Annotated in this window: 14 protein-coding genes and 1 riboswitch; of the genes, 11 read left to right on the forward strand and 3 right to left on the reverse strand. The window is 69.0% G+C overall.

Translation table 11 applies throughout. The annotated features are described in order from the left end of the window. Positions 1 to 115: 115 nt before the first annotated feature. A complete protein-coding gene (locus CFB39_RS01050) occupies positions 116 to 613 on the forward strand; it encodes a VOC family protein (protein WP_089424241.1) in 498 nt (165 codons plus the stop codon). 82 nt (positions 614 to 695) lie between these two features. Here the strand turns inward: CFB39_RS01050 and CFB39_RS01055 are convergent, their stop codons facing one another. Next, the gene (locus CFB39_RS01055) at positions 696 to 1,304 is read right to left on the reverse strand and encodes a hypothetical protein (RefSeq protein ID WP_144030216.1); all 609 of its coding nucleotides are present in this window, start codon (positions 1,302 to 1,304) and stop codon (positions 696 to 698) included. A gap of 176 nt (positions 1,305 to 1,480) precedes the next feature. On the opposite strand from CFB39_RS01055, the gene CFB39_RS01060 reads away from it, so the two are divergent. The 9 genes from CFB39_RS01060 to metF all read left to right on the forward strand — a co-directional run bounded on the left by CFB39_RS01060 (position 1,481) and on the right by metF (position 11,855). Then, a complete protein-coding gene (locus CFB39_RS01060) occupies positions 1,481 to 1,861 on the forward strand; it encodes a DUF805 domain-containing protein (RefSeq protein WP_089424243.1) in 381 nt (126 codons plus the stop codon). Positions 1,862 to 2,209: 348 nt separating this feature from the next. Continuing rightward, positions 2,210 to 3,406, forward strand: coding sequence for a flagellar biosynthesis protein FlhB (flhB, locus tag CFB39_RS01065; protein ID WP_089471943.1), 1,197 nt, complete (start codon positions 2,210 to 2,212; stop codon positions 3,404 to 3,406). Continuing rightward, on the forward strand, positions 3,403 to 5,502 hold the full coding sequence (flhA, locus tag CFB39_RS01070) for a flagellar biosynthesis protein FlhA (RefSeq protein ID WP_089471944.1): 2,100 nt from the start codon (positions 3,403 to 3,405) through the stop codon (positions 5,500 to 5,502). The genes flhB and flhA overlap by 4 nt, the downstream gene beginning before the upstream one ends. After that, positions 5,499 to 7,238 (forward strand): flagellar biosynthesis protein FlhF, encoded by a 1,740-nt coding sequence (flhF, locus tag CFB39_RS01075; protein ID WP_089471945.1) that lies wholly within the window; start codon positions 5,499 to 5,501, stop codon positions 7,236 to 7,238. The genes flhA and flhF overlap by 4 nt, the downstream gene beginning before the upstream one ends. Then, positions 7,231 to 8,049 (forward strand): flagellar biosynthesis protein FlhG, encoded by an 819-nt coding sequence (locus tag CFB39_RS01080; protein ID WP_089471946.1) that lies wholly within the window; start codon positions 7,231 to 7,233, stop codon positions 8,047 to 8,049. Before flhF ends, CFB39_RS01080 begins: the two co-directional genes overlap by 8 nt. Before the next feature lie 22 nt (positions 8,050 to 8,071). Then, on the forward strand, positions 8,072 to 8,806 hold the full coding sequence (locus CFB39_RS01085) for an RNA polymerase sigma factor FliA (RefSeq protein ID WP_006484033.1): 735 nt from the start codon (positions 8,072 to 8,074) through the stop codon (positions 8,804 to 8,806). Between the two features lie 108 nt (positions 8,807 to 8,914). After that, a riboswitch (S-adenosyl-L-homocysteine riboswitch) is annotated at positions 8,915 to 9,030 on the forward strand. Between the two features lie 32 nt (positions 9,031 to 9,062). Then, the gene (ahcY, locus tag CFB39_RS01090; protein ID WP_069246874.1) at positions 9,063 to 10,481 is read left to right on the forward strand and encodes an adenosylhomocysteinase; all 1,419 of its coding nucleotides are present in this window, start codon (positions 9,063 to 9,065) and stop codon (positions 10,479 to 10,481) included. A 162-nt stretch (positions 10,482 to 10,643) separates the two neighbouring features. Next, complete coding sequence (locus tag CFB39_RS01095) at positions 10,644 to 10,997, forward strand: phage holin family protein (RefSeq protein ID WP_006477367.1); 354 nt, start codon at positions 10,644 to 10,646, stop codon at positions 10,995 to 10,997. Between the two features lie 27 nt (positions 10,998 to 11,024). Then, complete coding sequence (metF, locus tag CFB39_RS01100; RefSeq protein ID WP_089424248.1) at positions 11,025 to 11,855, forward strand: methylenetetrahydrofolate reductase [NAD(P)H]; 831 nt, start codon at positions 11,025 to 11,027, stop codon at positions 11,853 to 11,855. A gap of 88 nt (positions 11,856 to 11,943) precedes the next feature. Here the strand turns inward: metF and CFB39_RS01105 are convergent, their stop codons facing one another. Both CFB39_RS01105 and CFB39_RS01110 read right to left on the reverse strand, forming a co-directional pair. Continuing rightward, positions 11,944 to 13,422: an amidase gene (locus tag CFB39_RS01105; RefSeq protein WP_089471998.1), complete on the reverse strand. Its 1,479-nt coding sequence runs from the start codon at positions 13,420 to 13,422 to the stop codon at positions 11,944 to 11,946. A gap of 81 nt (positions 13,423 to 13,503) precedes the next feature. Next, entirely contained in the window at positions 13,504 to 14,196 is a 693-nt protein-coding gene (locus CFB39_RS01110; RefSeq protein WP_089471947.1) for a dienelactone hydrolase family protein, read from the reverse strand. Positions 14,197 to 14,419: 223 nt separating this feature from the next. Here CFB39_RS01110 and CFB39_RS01115 point away from each other — a divergent pair, with 223 nt between their 5' ends. Further along, positions 14,420 to 15,499 carry a nitronate monooxygenase family protein gene (locus tag CFB39_RS01115; RefSeq protein ID WP_089471948.1) on the forward strand — a complete coding sequence of 360 codons (1,080 nt, stop codon included), beginning with the start codon at positions 14,420 to 14,422 and terminating at the stop codon, positions 15,497 to 15,499. The last annotated feature ends 89 nt before the right edge of the window (positions 15,500 to 15,588 follow it).

Consider the following 15,588-nt stretch of genomic DNA (forward strand, 5'->3'; position numbering starts at 1 on the left):
ATTCGGCGGCCGTGCGCGGCACGACGGGTCCGACCGGTGCGCCGCGGCGCGCTGGCACAGCGCCTACGATGTAATACCGGCACCCATGCCGGCACGACATCGAGGAGGCAGCGCCATGAACCCGCGCATACAACGCATCACGCCGTTCCTGTGGTTCGACCGCGACGCCGAGGCGGCCGCCGGTTTCTACGTATCGGTGTTCGACAACGCGCGCATCGTGCACGTCGCGCGCTACGGCAAGGCCGGCGCGCACGCGTCCGGCAGCGCGGAGGGTGCGGTGATGACCGTCGCGTTCGAGCTCGACGGGCAGGCCTTCGTCGCGCTGAACGGCGGCCCCGTGTTCCAGATCACGCCGGCCGTGTCGTTCGTCGTCAACTGCCGGGACCAGGACGAAATCGACCGCTACTGGGCGCGCCTGTCGGAAGGCGGCGACGAGCGTGCGCAGCAGTGCGGCTGGCTGCGCGACCGCTTCGGCGTGTCGTGGCAGGTCGTGCCGGCGCAGATGAGCGAGCTGATGACGGGCGATCCGGCGCGCGCGGAGCGCGTGATGGCGCAGGTGATGACGATGAAGAAGCTCGATCTCGACGCGTTGCAGCGGGCGGCGGCGGGCTAGGGGCCGGGTGGCGGGTTGCAGGCGTGAACCGGCGAACCGGCGCCAGGGGCCGCGCAAGCCCCGTGAGCGGCCGGAACGGGCGCTAGGCTGGCGGCCGGCCGTCGCGCATCAGGCGCGTGTGGTCGAGGAAGCGGTGGCCGGGCCCGTACGCGGTGCTTTCGATCCGGACGGCGTCGGCCGGCGCCACCGGGCGCCCGGCGGCATCGACCGGAACCGATTCGATTTCGACGACCGGCACGCACCAGGCCGCGCGGGCGCGTTCCGCCGGCTCGCCGTGCGTGTCGACGCAGCGGAAGGTGACGCTCGCGGGGAAATCCCGCGCGCGCAGGGTTTGCGTCGATCCGTTCCATGCATCGCGCAGGGCGATCGTGCCGGGATGCGGCGCGTCAGGCGCCTGCGCGCCGGGCGGCAGGGCCGGCGTGCCCGCGCAGCCGGCGCTCAGCGCGCAGGCAAGCGACAGCAACGGAACGAGCGGATGACGGAGCATGGTGCGGTTCGATCGGAATCGGCGAGTCAGGGCGAAGCGTAGCGCGCTTTGCACGCCCGCGTAATGGCGGCCGGTTAATCGAATGCGGCACACTCGCTGCCGATTATCGATCGCACTCGATTTCATTCGGATGTAATCAAATGCTGGATTATCCGGGGCTGTCGTTTCTGTCAGGTCTTCAAGATTATTAAAATGACGCGGCATGCAAGTCGATGGCGCCGGATTCCGCTATTGCAGCCATTCCCGCACCGTGCGGGCCGGCGGGTCGGCCGGTCCGCGCACTACCCGGTATGTGAAAAGAGATGGAGCCCGTCTAAATTCAAACATATAATGCCGGCGTTGTTTCCGGGGTCGTCTATATAAAACAGGAGGGTAATAAAATGAATTTTTCCGAAGCCGTTCGTGCCGTACTCAATAAATACGCGACATTCGAAGGCCGTGCGCGTCGTGCCGAATACTGGTATTTCGTGCTGTTGACCACGGTGCTGTCGATCGCCGCGCAGATCATCGGCGCGGCCGGCCGCGACGGCGGCCTGATCACGCTGCTGCTGCTCGCCGTGCTCGCCCTGGTCTCGCTGGCGCTGATCATTCCGGGCCTCGCGGTCAGCGTCCGCCGCCTGCACGATACGGGCCGCTCGGGCTGGTTCCTGCTGCTCGCGCTGATTCCGGTCGTCGGCGGCATCCTGCTGCTGGTATGGACGTGCACGCGCGGCACCGAAGGTCCGAACCGCTTCGGCGCGGACCCGATCGTGGCGGCCTGACCGACGCCGGCCCCGACGCGCGACGCCGCCGCGTCGGGGCCCGATTTCGCGTCGCATCCGCTGCACCGCTGCACCGCTGCACTGCTTCACCGTTTCCGCGCTTTTTTCCCCGCTTCACGCCGTCGCCGCTCCGCCCGGCGCCGGCCCCCGCCATCGCCCCCGCCGGCACGTTTTACCGCCGCGCCGCACCCCGTTCCGTCCCCCGTCCGGCCCCGTTCGCACCGGCTCGCCCGATTCCCCGAAATACCCCCCTTTCCCGGCTTTGCTCGACCGATCGGCGTTTGACGCCTCCATGAATAATCGGTGTCACTGGAAAGCGGCATTCCGCCGTACCCGACTGGAGGCCCCGTGGCAGACGAGAGCGATCTCGACAAGACCGAAGCCGCCACTCCCAGGCGCCTCGAGAAGGCGCGTGAGGAGGGGCAGGTCGCGCGTTCGCGCGAGCTGGCTTCGTTCGCGCTGCTCGCGGCCGGGTTCTACGGCACGTGGCTGCTCGCGGGCCCGTCGGGCGGGCATCTGCAGGCGATGCTGCGCGGCGCGTTCACGTTCGATCGTGCGACCGCGTTCGACACGAGCCGGATGCTGTCGGCGGCCGGCAGCGCGAGCCTCGAAGGCTTCGCCGCGCTGCTGCCGATCCTCGCGCTCACCGGCGTTGCCGCGCTGCTCGCGCCGATGGCGCTCGGCGGCTGGCTGATCTCGTCGAAGACGTTCGAGCTGAAGTTCGACCGCCTGAACCCGATCTCGGGCCTCGGCCGGATCTTCTCGATCCAGGGGCCGATCCAGCTCGGGATGTCGTTCGCGAAGACGCTGGTCGTCGGCGGCATCGGCAGCATCGCGATCTGGCGCAGCAAGGACGAGCTGCTCGCCCTCGCGACGCAGCCGCTGCGCGTGGCGCTGCCCGATGCGCTGCACCTGATCGCCGTGTGCTGCGGCACGACGGTCGCCGGGATGCTGGTGGTCGCCGCACTCGATGTGCCTTACCAAATCTGGCAGTACAACAAGAAGTTGCGCATGACGAAGGAAGAAGTGAAGCGCGAGCATCGCGAGAACGAAGGCGATCCGCACGTGAAGGGGCGGATCCGCCAGCAGCAGCGTGCGATCGCGCGCCGCCGGATGATGGCGGCCGTGCCGAAGGCCGACGTGGTCGTGACGAACCCGACGCACTTCGCCGTCGCGCTGCAATACACGGACGGCGAGATGCGCGCGCCGAAGGTCGTCGCGAAGGGCGTGAACCTCGTCGCCGCGCGCATCCGCGAACTCGCGGCCGAACACAACGTGCCGCTGCTCGAAGCGCCGCCGCTCGCGCGTGCGCTGTATCACAACGTCGAACTCGAACGCGAGATTCCCGGCTCGCTGTACTCGGCCGTCGCCGAAGTGCTCGCGTGGGTCTACCAGCTCAAGCGCTTCCGTTCGGAAGGCGGCGCGTTCCCGGCGATGCCGGTCGATCTGGAGGTGCCGGCCGACCTCGACAAGGGCGCGTCGGTGTCCGCTGAAGAAGAGCGCGAAGAGCAGGAAGACGCGCTCGGCAAGGGAGGTACGGCATGAGCACCCCGACCGGCCTGTTCGCGAAGCGCCCGAACCCGTTCGCGGGCACGAACCTGCGCGCACTCGCGGGCCCGATCCTCATCTGCATGATTTTGGGGATGATGATCCTGCCGCTGCCGCCGATGCTGCTGGATCTGCTGTTCACGTTCAACATCGCGCTGTCCGTGATGGTGCTGCTCGTCAGCATGTACACGATGAAGCCGCTCGACTTCGCGGCGTTCCCGAGCGTGCTGCTGTTCTCCACGCTCCTGCGCCTGTCGCTGAACGTCGCCTCGACGCGCGTCGTGCTGCTCGAAGGCCACACGGGCCCGGACGCGGCCGGCCAGGTGATCGAGGCGTTTGGCCACTTCCTGGTCGGCGGCAACTTCGCGGTCGGCATCGTCGTGTTCGTGATCCTGATGATCATCAACTTCATGGTGATCACGAAGGGCGCGGGGCGGATCGCCGAAGTGTCCGCGCGCTTCACGCTCGACGCGATGCCCGGCAAGCAGATGGCGATCGACGCCGACCTGAACGCGGGCCTCATCAACGAAGAGCAGGCACGCAAGCGCCGCCTGGCCGTGTCGCAGGAAGCCGAGTTCTACGGGTCGATGGACGGCGCGTCGAAGTTCGTGCGCGGCGACGCGATCGCCGGCCTGATCATCATGGCGATCAACGTGATCGGCGGGCTGATCGTCGGGATGGTCCAGCACGACATGACGTTCGCGGCCGCCGGCACGAACTACACGCTGCTGACGATCGGCGACGGCCTCGTCGCGCAGATCCCGTCGCTGGTGATCTCGACCGCGGCCGGCGTGATCGTGTCGCGCGTCGCGACCGACGAGGACATCGGCACGCAGATCACCGGCCAGCTGTTCACGAACCCGCGCGTGCTGAACATCACCGGCGCGATCATCGTGCTGATGGGGCTGATCCCCGGCATGCCGCACTTCGCGTTCCTCGCACTCGGCGGCGGCGCGATCTGGCTGGCCCGCACGCAGACCAAGCGCGCGGCGGCCCGCAAGGCGGCCGGCGACCTGACCGACATCGCGCCGCCCGCGGTGCTGCCGTCGGACAGCCACGAGGCGACCTGGGACGACGTGCAGCTGATCGACCCGCTCGGGCTGGAAGTCGGTTATCGCCTGATCCCGCTCGTCGACAAGAACAGCGACGGCGAACTGCTCAAGCGCATCAAGAGCATCCGCAAGAAATTCGCGCAGGAAATCGGCTTCCTGCCGCCGGTGATCCATATCCGCGACAACCTCGAGCTGCGGCCGAACGCGTACCGGATCGCGCTGAAGGGCGTCGAGATCGGGGTCGGCGAAGTGTTCCCGGGCCAGTGGCTCGCGATCAACCCCGGCCAGGTGACGGCCGCGCTGCCGGGCGCCGCCACGCAGGATCCCGCGTTCGGGCTGCCGGCCGTGTGGATCGACGTCGCGATGCGCGAGCAGGCGCAGGTGTACGGCTACACGGTGGTCGACGCGAGCACGGTCGTCGCGACGCACCTGAACCATCTGGTCGTCCAGCACGCGGCCGAGCTGCTCGGCCGCCAGGAAGTGCAGTCGCTCATCGAGCGCACCGGCAAGGATGCGCCGTCGCTCGTCGAGGACCTCGTGCCGAAGACGATCTCGCTGACGACGCTGCAGAAGGTGCTGCAGAACCTGCTCGAGGAAGGCGTGCCGATCCGCGACATGCGCACGATCCTCGAAGCCGTGTCCGAACATGCGGGCCGCGGCGATGCGTTCGAGATCACGGCCGCCGTGCGGCTGTCGCTCGGCCGCGCGATCACGCAGCAGTGGTATCCGGGCGCCGGCGAGATGCAGGTGATGGGCCTCGACTCGAATCTGGAGCGCGTGCTGTCGCAGGCGCTCGCCACCGGCGCGAACCCGGGCCTCGAACCCGGCCTCGCGCACAACCTTCTGACCGGCACGCAACAGGCGATGCTGCGTCAACAGAATCTCGGGCTGCCGCCCGTGCTGCTGGTGCAGCACGCGCTGCGCGCGATGCTCGCGCGTTTCCTGCGCCGCAGCCTGCCGCAATTGAAAGTGCTGTCGTATGCCGAAGTGCCGGACACACGCACGATCAAAGTCGTTAACGTCATCGGGGGTTCCGCTTGAACATTCGCAAATTCACCGGCGCAACGAGCCGCGACGCACTTCGTCTGGTGCGCGAGGCGCTCGGCGCCGACGCGGTCGTGCTGTCGAACCGCACGCTCGATGACGGCAGCGTGGAAATCGTCGCCCTGGCAGATTCGGACCTGGCCGCCGTGACCCCGCCCGCCGCGGCACGCCCGCGCATCGCCGCGTCGCGCCCGCCGGAATCGGTGCCGGCCGCCGCCGTGCCGGGCATCGTGTCGCGCCCGGGCGCGCCGCTGGCCCGCCCGACGGTCAATCCGTATGCGGCAGGCGAAGGCGGGTTGCCGGACGTGTTCTCGTCGATGTTCGGTGCAAGCGCCGACGCGGACGAGGCGACGGCACAACCTTCGGCGCTCGATGACGAAGCGCCGGCCGCGGCAGCGCCGTCCGCCGCCGCACCGGCCGCCGCCTCCGAACCCGCGCCGTGGCTCGTCGAGCACGCGAAGCGCCTGACGCAACAGCGCGACGCGCTGATGGCGCGTGCGCAGGCGACGCCCGCCGCGCCGCAAGCGAGCGCGCCTGCTCCGCAGGCCGCCGCGAGCGCGACGCCGCCCAACTGGGCGCGCGACATCGTGCGCGAGGCCGAACGCCGGATGCCGGCCGCCGCCCCCCGCGCCCCCGACACGAACACGAGCGCGGCGCATGCCGCGAAGGCGGCCGAGCGCACGCGCCTGTCCGCAGACGCGGCCGCCGCGGTGGCCGACGCCGTGAAGTCGCGCATCGAGCGGATCGTCAACGATACGGTGATGCAGGAGCTCGGCGAACTGCGCGGGATGATGGCAGAGCAGTTCGACAGCCTGATGTGGCACGACCGCCAGCGTCGCAGCGCCGTGCATGGCGCACTGACGAAGCACCTGTTCGCGGCCGGCTTCTCCGCGCAGCTCGTGCGGATGCTGGTCGACAACATGCCGGCCGGCGACGGCGCGCAGACCTTCGAACAGGCCGCCGAATGGGCGCAGTCGGTGCTCGCGTCGAACCTGCCGGTGCTCGAAAGCGAAGATGCGCTGATGGAGCGCGGCGGCGTGTTCGCGCTGATGGGGCCCACGGGCGTCGGCAAGACGACCACCACCGCGAAGCTGGCCGCGCGCTGCGTGATGCGCTTCGGTGCGAGCAAGGTCGCGCTGCTGACCACCGACAGCTACCGGATCGGTGGCCACGAGCAGCTGCGCATCTTCGGCAAGATCCTCGGGGTGCCCGTGCACGCGGTGAAGGATGCGGGCGACCTCGCGCTCGCGCTGTCCGAGCTGCGCAACAAGCACATCGTGCTGATCGACACCATCGGCATGAGCCAGCGCGACCGCGCGGTGTCCGACCAGATCGCGATGCTGCACGGGGCGAACGCGCCGGTGCAGCGCCTGCTGCTGCTCAACGCGACCAGCCACGGCGACACGCTCAACGAAGTCGTGCAGGCGTACCGCAGCGCGGGCGAGCATCCGGACCTGGCCGGCTGCATCCTCACGAAGCTCGACGAGGCGACCCACCTCGGCGGCGTGCTCGACACGGTGATCCGCTACAAGCTGCCGATCCATTACGTGTCGACCGGCCAGAAGGTGCCGGAGAACCTGTACGTCGCGTCGACCAAATTCCTGCTGAAGAGCGCGTTCTGTGTACCGCGTGACGGCTCGCCCTTCGTGCCGCAAGACGAGGACATGCCGACGCTGCTTTCCGCACTGACCGCACGTTCCACCGCCGAGCTTCACGAGGTGCGATTTGGATAAACGAATCATCGACCAGGCCGAAGGGCTGCGGCGCCTGCTGGCCGGGCGCGCGTCACGCATCGTCGCGGTGGCGGGCGGGCCGGCGGGGGTCGGCTGCACGTCCACCGTCGTGAACCTGGCGGCGGCGCTCGCGTCGCTCGGCAAGGATGTGCTCGTCGTCGACGAGCGTGCCGACGTGCATTCGGCCAGCGCGACGCTGGCGGGCGCGTGGCTGCGCGACGGCGAGCGCACGCGGGTCGCGGCCGGCTTCGGCCTGTGCGCCGCGGCGCGGCTCGCGCGCACCGGCTACACCGACGCGCAGCTGAGCGATTTCATCGACGGCCCGGCCGACATCGTCCTCGTCGACGCGCAGCTCGGCGGCGACGGTTCGTTCTCGGCGCTCGCCCGCGAAGCGCACGACGTGCTGGTCGTCACGCGGGTCGCCGCGCAGGCGATCACCGAGGCGTATGCGTGCATGAAGCGGCTGCATTTCGCGCACGCGTTCGCGCAGTTCCGCGTGCTGACCAATCACGTCGGCAGCCACGCGGACGCGAAGACGGCGTTCGACAACCTCGCGGGCGTCGCGAGCCGCTACCTGACGGTGTCGATCGCCGACGCGGGCTGCGTGAGCGCCGATCCGCTCGTCGAGCATGCGCGCGAGCTGACGCGTGCCGCGGTCGATGCGTTCCCGTCGTCGGCCGCCGCGCGTGACTACCGGCAGATTGCCGCCGACCTGCTGTACTGGCCGATGCGCCCGCGCTCGGGTGCGGGCCGGGCCGTGCACGCGGGCGGCAAGCCGTCGTATGAGGCGGGCGCGGCACACGCCGCGTGAGCGCCACCGGAAGGAGAGAGCCATGATGTACAACGCTCAAGGAAAGATGTCCCAGGCCGACGTGCTCGCGCAATATGCGCCGCTCGTGCGACGCCTCGGGCTGCAGCTCGTCGCGAAGATGCCGGCGAGCGTCGACCTCGACGACCTGATCCAGGCCGGCATGATCGGCCTGATGGACGCGGCCGGCCGCTACAAGGAAGACCAGGGCGCGCAGTTCGAGACCTACGCGACCCAGCGTATCCGCGGCGCGATGCTCGACGAGCTGCGCAGCAACGACTGGCTGCCGCGCAGCCTGCGCAAGACGTCGCGCGAGGTCGAGCACGCGGTGCACCAGGTCGAGCAGCATCTCGGCCGCTCGGCGAGCGAGACCGAGATCGCGCAGCACCTGAACATGCCGCTCGACGAATACCAGGGGATGCTGCAGGACCTGCACGGCAGCCAGCTGATCTACTACGAGGATTTCGACCGCGCGGCCGACGACGAGCCGTTCCTCGACCGCTACCGCGTCGATCACGCCGATCCGCTGTCGGCGCTGCTCGACGAGCACCTGCGCGAAGCGCTCGTCGAGGCGATCGAGCGGCTGCCGGAGCGCGAGAAGCTGCTGATGTCGCTGTACTACGAACGGGGTCTGAATCTGCGCGAGATCGGCGCGGTGCTCGAAGTGAGCGAATCGCGCGTGTGCCAGCTGCACAGCCAGGCCGTCGCGCGCCTGCGTGCCCGGCTGCGCGAACAGGCGTGGGTCGGCGCTGAGTCCTGACCCTTTGCTGACGGCCGCGCGCGCCGACGCCGCGCGCGCGTGCCGGATGCGCATCGTGTGTGCGCATGCTTGCGCATTCTGCGCGCCGATTTGCTACAATCCTCTCCGCTTTCCGAGGAGCGTTGCGACGGACCACCCTGCGTCCGCCAGGCTCGGAAGGCTTCACCAAGCAGTCGTGCGGCACAACCGCGTCGGCCCCGCTTCCTGAACGGCGCTCACGTCACCAATCTAGAAACTTTTTAGAAAGGAGGGCGTGATGAACGCCATTATCGATTCCAAAGCTTCCAACGATTACGTCGTCGCCGACATGGCGCTGGCCGGCTGGGGCCGCAAGGAACTGAACATCGCCGAGACCGAAATGCCGGGCCTCGTGCAGATCCGTGACGAATACAAGGCGCAGCAGCCGCTGAAGGGCGCGCGCATTGCCGGTTCGCTGCACATGACGATCCAGACGGGCGTGCTGATCGAGACGCTGAAGGCGCTCGGCGCGGACGTCCGCTGGGCCTCGTGCAACATCTTCTCGACGCAGGACCACGCCGCTGCCGCGATCGTCGAAGCCGGCACGCCGGTGTTCGCGTTCAAGGGCGAATCGCTCGACGAATACTGGGAGTTCTCGCACCGCATCTTCGAATGGCCGAACGGCGAATTCGCGAACATGATCCTGGACGACGGCGGCGACGCAACGCTGCTGCTGATCCTCGGCGCGAAGGCCGAGAAGGACCGTTCGGTGATCGCGAAGCCGACCAACGAGGAAGAAGTCGCGCTGTACAAGTCGATCGCGCAGCACCTCGACGCGGACCCGACCTGGTACTCGACGCGCCTCGCGCACATCAAGGGCGTGACCGAAGAAACCACGACCGGCGTGCACCGCCTGTACCAGATGGAAAAGGACGGCCGCCTGCCGTTCCCGGCGTTCAACGTGAACGATTCGGTCACCAAGTCGAAGTTCGACAACCTGTACGGCTGCCGTGAATCGCTGGTCGACGGCATCAAGCGCGCGACCGACGTGATGATCGCGGGCAAGGTCGCGGTCGTCGCGGGCTACGGCGACGTGGGCAAGGGCTGCGCGCAATCGCTGCGCGGCCTGGGCGCGACCGTGTGGGTCACCGAAATCGACCCGATCTGCGCGCTGCAGGCGGCGATGGAAGGCTACCGCGTCGTGACGATGGAATACGCGGCCGACAAGGCCGACATCTTCGTGACGGCCACCGGCAACTACCACGTGATCAACCACGATCACATGAAGGCGATGCGCCACAACGCGATCGTCTGCAACATCGGCCACTTCGACTCGGAAATCGACGTTGCGTCGACCCGCCAGTACCAGTGGGAAAACATCAAGCCGCAGGTCGACCACATCATCTTCCCGGACGGCAAGCGCGTGATCCTGCTGGCGGAAGGCCGCCTCGTGAACCTCGGCTGCGCGACCGGCCACCCGTCGTTCGTGATGTCGAACTCGTTCGCGAACCAGACGCTCGCGCAGATCGAGCTGTTCGTGCGCGGCAACGAGTACGAGAACAAGGTGTACGTGCTGCCGAAGCACCTCGATGAAAAGGTTGCGCGCCTGCACCTCGCGCGCATCGGCGCGAACCTCTCCGTGCTGTCTGACGAGCAGGCTTCGTACATCGGCGTGCAGAAGGACGGCCCGTTCAAGCCGAACCACTACCGCTACTGATCCGATGCGCCGCTGCCGCGGTGCCGGGCGCGCGTCACCCGCGCGCACCCGGTACGGCGGCACGGCGCGGGATCGCCGGCTGCCGCGGCGCGCCTTCAGGCACCCGCGGCAGCCGGCGGCGGCCACTGATCGTACCGATCGACAACCGAACCGGAGCACTCCATGAGCGTCATCCTCACCTGGGTCATCAACGCGCTCGCGCTGCTGATCATCACCTACCTCGTGCCGTCGATCCACATCAAGAGCTTCGGCACGGCGCTGATCATCGCGGTCGTGCTCGGCCTGATCAACACGGTGATCCGTCCGGTGCTGATCCTGCTGACGCTGCCCGTCACGATCGTCACGCTCGGGGTGTTCATCCTCGTCGTGAACGCGTTGTGCTTCTGGTTCGCGTCGTCGCTGCTGAAGGGCTTCGAGGTGTCGGGGTTCTGGTCCGCGTTCTTCGGTTCGATCCTGTACAGCATCGTGTCGTGGCTGCTGTCCGCCCTGATCTTCGGTCAGCGCGACATCGGCTGACGCCCCAGGGCCTGTTCCCTCAGAATCATGAAACCGATCGAACTCTCGTTTGAATTCTTCCCGCCGAAAACGGCGGAAGGCGTCGAGAAGCTGCGCGCCACGCGTGCGCAGCTGCTGCCGCTGAAGCCGAAATTCGTGTCCTGCACGTTCGGCGCTGGCGGTTCGACGCAGCAGGGCACGCTCGATACGGTGCTCGACATGCAGAAGGACGGCCTCGAGGCCGCGCCGCACCTGTCGTGCATCGGTTCGTCGCGCGACAGCCTGCGCGCGATCCTCGACCAGTACCGCTCGTACGGCATCCGCCACATCGTCGCGCTGCGTGGCGACCTGCCGTCGGGGATGGGCGAAGTCGGCGAACTGCGCTATGCGTCGGAGCTCGTCAGCTTCATCCGTGCCGAGCACGGCGACTGGTTCCACATCGAGGTGGCCGGCTATCCGGAGTACCACCCGCAGGCGCGCTCGCCGAAGGCCGATCTCGAGAATTTCGCGCGCAAGGTGAAAGCCGGCGCGAATTCCGCGATCACGCAGTACTTCTTCAACGCCGACGCGTATTTCCGCTTCGTCGACGATGCGCGCAAGCTGGGCGTGGAGGTGCCGATCGTGCCGGGCATCATGCCGATCACGAACTTCTCGCAGCTGATGCGCTTCTCCGAGATGTGCGGCGCCGAAGTGCCGCGCTGGGTCGCGCGCCGGCTCGAGAGCTTCGGCGACGATCGCGAGTCGATCCGCGCGTTCGGCGCGGACGTCGTCACGAGCCTGTGCCAGCGTCTGGTCGACGCGGGCGTGCCGGGGCTGCACTTCTATACGCTGAACACGGCGGCCGCGACGCGGACGATCTGTGAGCGGCTCGTCATGTAAGCGCGCTTACGCGATTGCATGCGTCAAAGCCCCGCCGGTTGTGCCGGCGGGGCTTTTTTTCATGGCTTGCGGCGCGCGGCCGCGTGCGTCAGCGCTGCGCCTGCATCAGCGGCGGGCGGCGCTCGAACCACGGCCGCGCCTGTTCGAGCTGGCGGGCGAGCCGGAGCAGCAGCGCGTCGTCGGCATGACGCGCGGCGAACTGTACGCCGATCGGCAGCCCGCGCGCGTTCCAGTAGAGCGGCACCGACATCGCCGGCTGGCCGGTCAGGTTGAACAGCTCGGTGCAGCCGGCCCACGTGAACGCCTTTTCCGACGACTTCGCGAGCATTTCCTTCAGCAGCGGCTTCACCGGCAGCGCGGCGAGCACCTTCATCTGCGCCGCTTCGAACGGCGTCGGCTGCAATTCGCCGATCTTCACCGGCGGGCCCGCGAGCGATGCGCACAGGATCGCGTCGTAGCGCGACACGAGGCCGGCCACCTGCACGGTGAGCTGGCGCTGCCATTCGAGCACGTCCGGCAGCCGCGTGCGCGCGAGGCGCCGGCCGATCACGGCCATCGCCCACGTCGCGGCCTCGAATTCGCCGCGCTTCGGCGTGCGGCCGGTCAGCGCGCGCGCGCCGAGCACCATCTCCTCGGCGATCGTCGCCCATAGCGTGAGGAAGGTTTCGGCCGCGCGCGCGTAGTTGACGTGCAGCGTCGCCGGCTCGACATGGTGGCCGAGCGATTCGAGCAGCGCGGCCGCGTCGTCGAGCGCCGCGCGCGTGTCGTCGGCGAGTGCCGGCGCGAGCATCGGGTCGAGCACGAGGCCGATCCGCAGCGGGCCGGGCGGCGTGTCGAGCTCGCCGAGGAACGTGCCGGGCGCGCCCGGTGGCAAGGTCTGGCCGGTCGTCACGTCGAGCAGCAGCGCGCTGTCGCGCACGCTGCGCGTGACCGCATGCTGGACGACCAGCTCGCCGTTCGACGGCAGGTCGACGAGTACCGGGTTGCGGCTCGGCTTCAGGCCGAACAGCCCGCAGCACGACGCCGGGATGCGGATCGAGCCGCCGCCGTCGGATGCATGGGCGAGCGGCACGATGCCGGCCGCGACGGCCGCCGCCGCACCGCCGCTCGAGCCGCCGGGCGTGTGATCGAGATTCCACGGGTTGCGGCACGCGCCGAACAGTTCGGGTTCCGTGTACGGCATCTGGCCGATCTCCGACGTGTTGGTCTTGCCGAACACGTTGAGACCGGCCGCGCGGCTGCGCGCGATCACCGGCGAATCGTCGGCGGGCACGAAATACCGGTAGTGCCGGCTGCCCATCGACAACGGCAGCCCGGCGACCGCCGCGCCGAGATCCTTCACGAGATAGGGAACGCCGGCGAACGGCGCGTCGGCGCCGCCGTCGGGTGTGGCGGCCGCGCGCTGGCGTGCGGCTTCGTAGTCCTGCAGCACGATCGCGTTGATCGCGCCGTTGACCGCTTCGGCCTGGCCGATCGCGGCGTCGAGCAGTTCGCGCGGGCTCGCCTTGCGTTCGCGTACCAGTGTGGCGAGGCCGATCGCGTCATGCGCGAGATAGTCCGAGTGCATCGCTGTCATCCCCGTGGTGGCTCGTGGCGATGACAGCAGCATAACGCGGGCCCGGTGCGCGGGGCCCGCGGCCGGCGGTTTTTAGAGGTGCTCGGCGAGGAAGGTCAGCGTGCGGCCGTGCGCGAGCGCCGACGCGCGCTGGTTGTACGACGCACGGTCCGTGCAGTTGAAGCCGTGCTCGGCGCCCGGATAGTCGTGGAACGACGCTTGGCCGTGGCCGGCGAAGGCGGCCTTCACCTGGTCGACGGCCTCGGGCGGGATCGCGTGGTCGTGTCCCGCGTAGTGGAACAGGATCGGCTGCTTGATCTGGCCGGCCAGATCGAGCGCGTTCTGGATGCCGCCGCCGTAGTAGGCCACGGCCGCGTCGATCTTGCCGGTCGCGGCCGCGCGGTACGCGAGCTGGCCGCCGAAGCAGTAGCCGATCGCGGCAACCTTGCCGGCCACTTCCGGGCGCGCGCGCAACACATCGGCGGCCGCGCCGATGTCCGCGACCGCGAGGCCCACGTCGGTCTTTTTCATCAGCTCGATGCCCTTGTCGCGATCCGCGCCTTCGTAGGTCAGTTCGACGCGCGGCTGCGTGCGCCAGAACACGTCCGGCGCGAGCGCGACGAAGCCGTCGGACGCGTACTGGTCGGCGACCGCGCGGATGTGCGCGTTCACGCCGAAGATCTCCTGGATGATGATGACGGCAGGGCCTTTGCCGCGCTTGGGCAGCGCGAGATAGCCGCCGAAGCTGTCGTTACCGGCGGGGATGTCGATCCATTGGGCAGTCACGTTCTGAACTCCTGGCGAACGGGGTGCGCGATGCGCGCCCCGGGGTGGAAGAGGGCGGCCTAGTGTGCCATCGATCGTGTGACGGTGCAGGGCACGCGCCCGCTTCTCGCGCAGCGATCGTTTCGATCTCGATTATTCATTTTTCGGCGCTGCGCCGCTTCGATAGAGTCGATGTGCCGGCCTTTACAAAGCGCTTTCGCGCATCGTCATCGAAGGATTCGCCATGTCTGCCCGTCTGTTTTCCACGCCCTTTTCCGAACGCTTCGGCCTGCGCCTGCCGCTCGTGCAGGCGCCGATGGTCGGCGCGACCACGACCGCGATGGTCGCCGCCGCGTCGAATGCCGGCGCGCTCGGCAGTCTCGGTGCCGCCGCGTTCGCGCCCGAGCGCCTCGCGACCGAAGTCGAAGCCATCCGCGCGGCGACCGATCGCCCGTTCGCGATCAACCTGTTCGTGCTGCCCGACGCCGCGCCCGACGCGGCGACCGTCGCCCGCGCACTGGCCGCGATCGACCCGCTGAACGCGGTGCTCGGGTTGCCGCCGGGCACCGCCCCCGCGCGCTACGCGCCCGACTTCCGCGCGCAGCTCGATGCGCTCGTGGCGCTGCGCGTGCCCGTTGCGAGCTTCACGTTCGGCGTGCTCGATGCGGCCGACGTCGCGCGCCTGAAGGCGGCCGGCACCTACGTGATCGGCACGGCGACGCACGTGGCCGAGGGCCTCGCCTGGCAGGCGGCCGGCGCCGATGCGCTGTCCGCGCAGGGCGCCGAGGCGGGCGGCCATCGCGGCACGTTCATCGGTTCCGCCGACGATGCGCTGATCGGTACGCTCGCGCTCGTGCCGCAACTGGTCGACGCGACCGGCCTGCCCGTGCTCGCCGCGGGCGGCATCATGGACGGCCGCGGGATCGCGGCCGCGCTTGCGCTCGGCGCGCAGGGCGCACAGCTCGGCACCGCGTTCCTCACCTGCACGGAAAGCGCGATCGCGGCGGACTGGAAGGCGCGCCTGCTCGCGAGCACCGACACGTCGACGCAGGTCACACGCGCGATCACCGGCCGCCACGCGCGCGGGCTGCGCAACACGCTGATGGCCCGGCTCGGCGAACGCGTGGCCGACGCCGCGCCGTACCCGGTGCAGAACGCGCTGACCCAGCCGCTGCGCCAGGCCGCCGCGCGCGCGAACGACGGCGACTACCTGTCGCTGTGGGCCGGGCAGGGCGCGCCGCTCGCGCGGCGGCGCGGCGATGCGCTGACGACGTCGCAGCTCGTCGCCGCGCTCGATGCCGAATGGCGTGCGGCGGCTGCCTGATGCGTTCATGTCGGACGACGAAACGCGCGTTGTCACGCGCGTTTCATTCAATGATCACGGGCACAAAATACCGAATCGAAATGCCCCCG

This window comes from Burkholderia sp. AU6039 (assembly GCF_002223365.1).
In the GTDB taxonomy this organism is placed as follows: domain Bacteria; phylum Pseudomonadota; class Gammaproteobacteria; order Burkholderiales; family Burkholderiaceae; genus Burkholderia.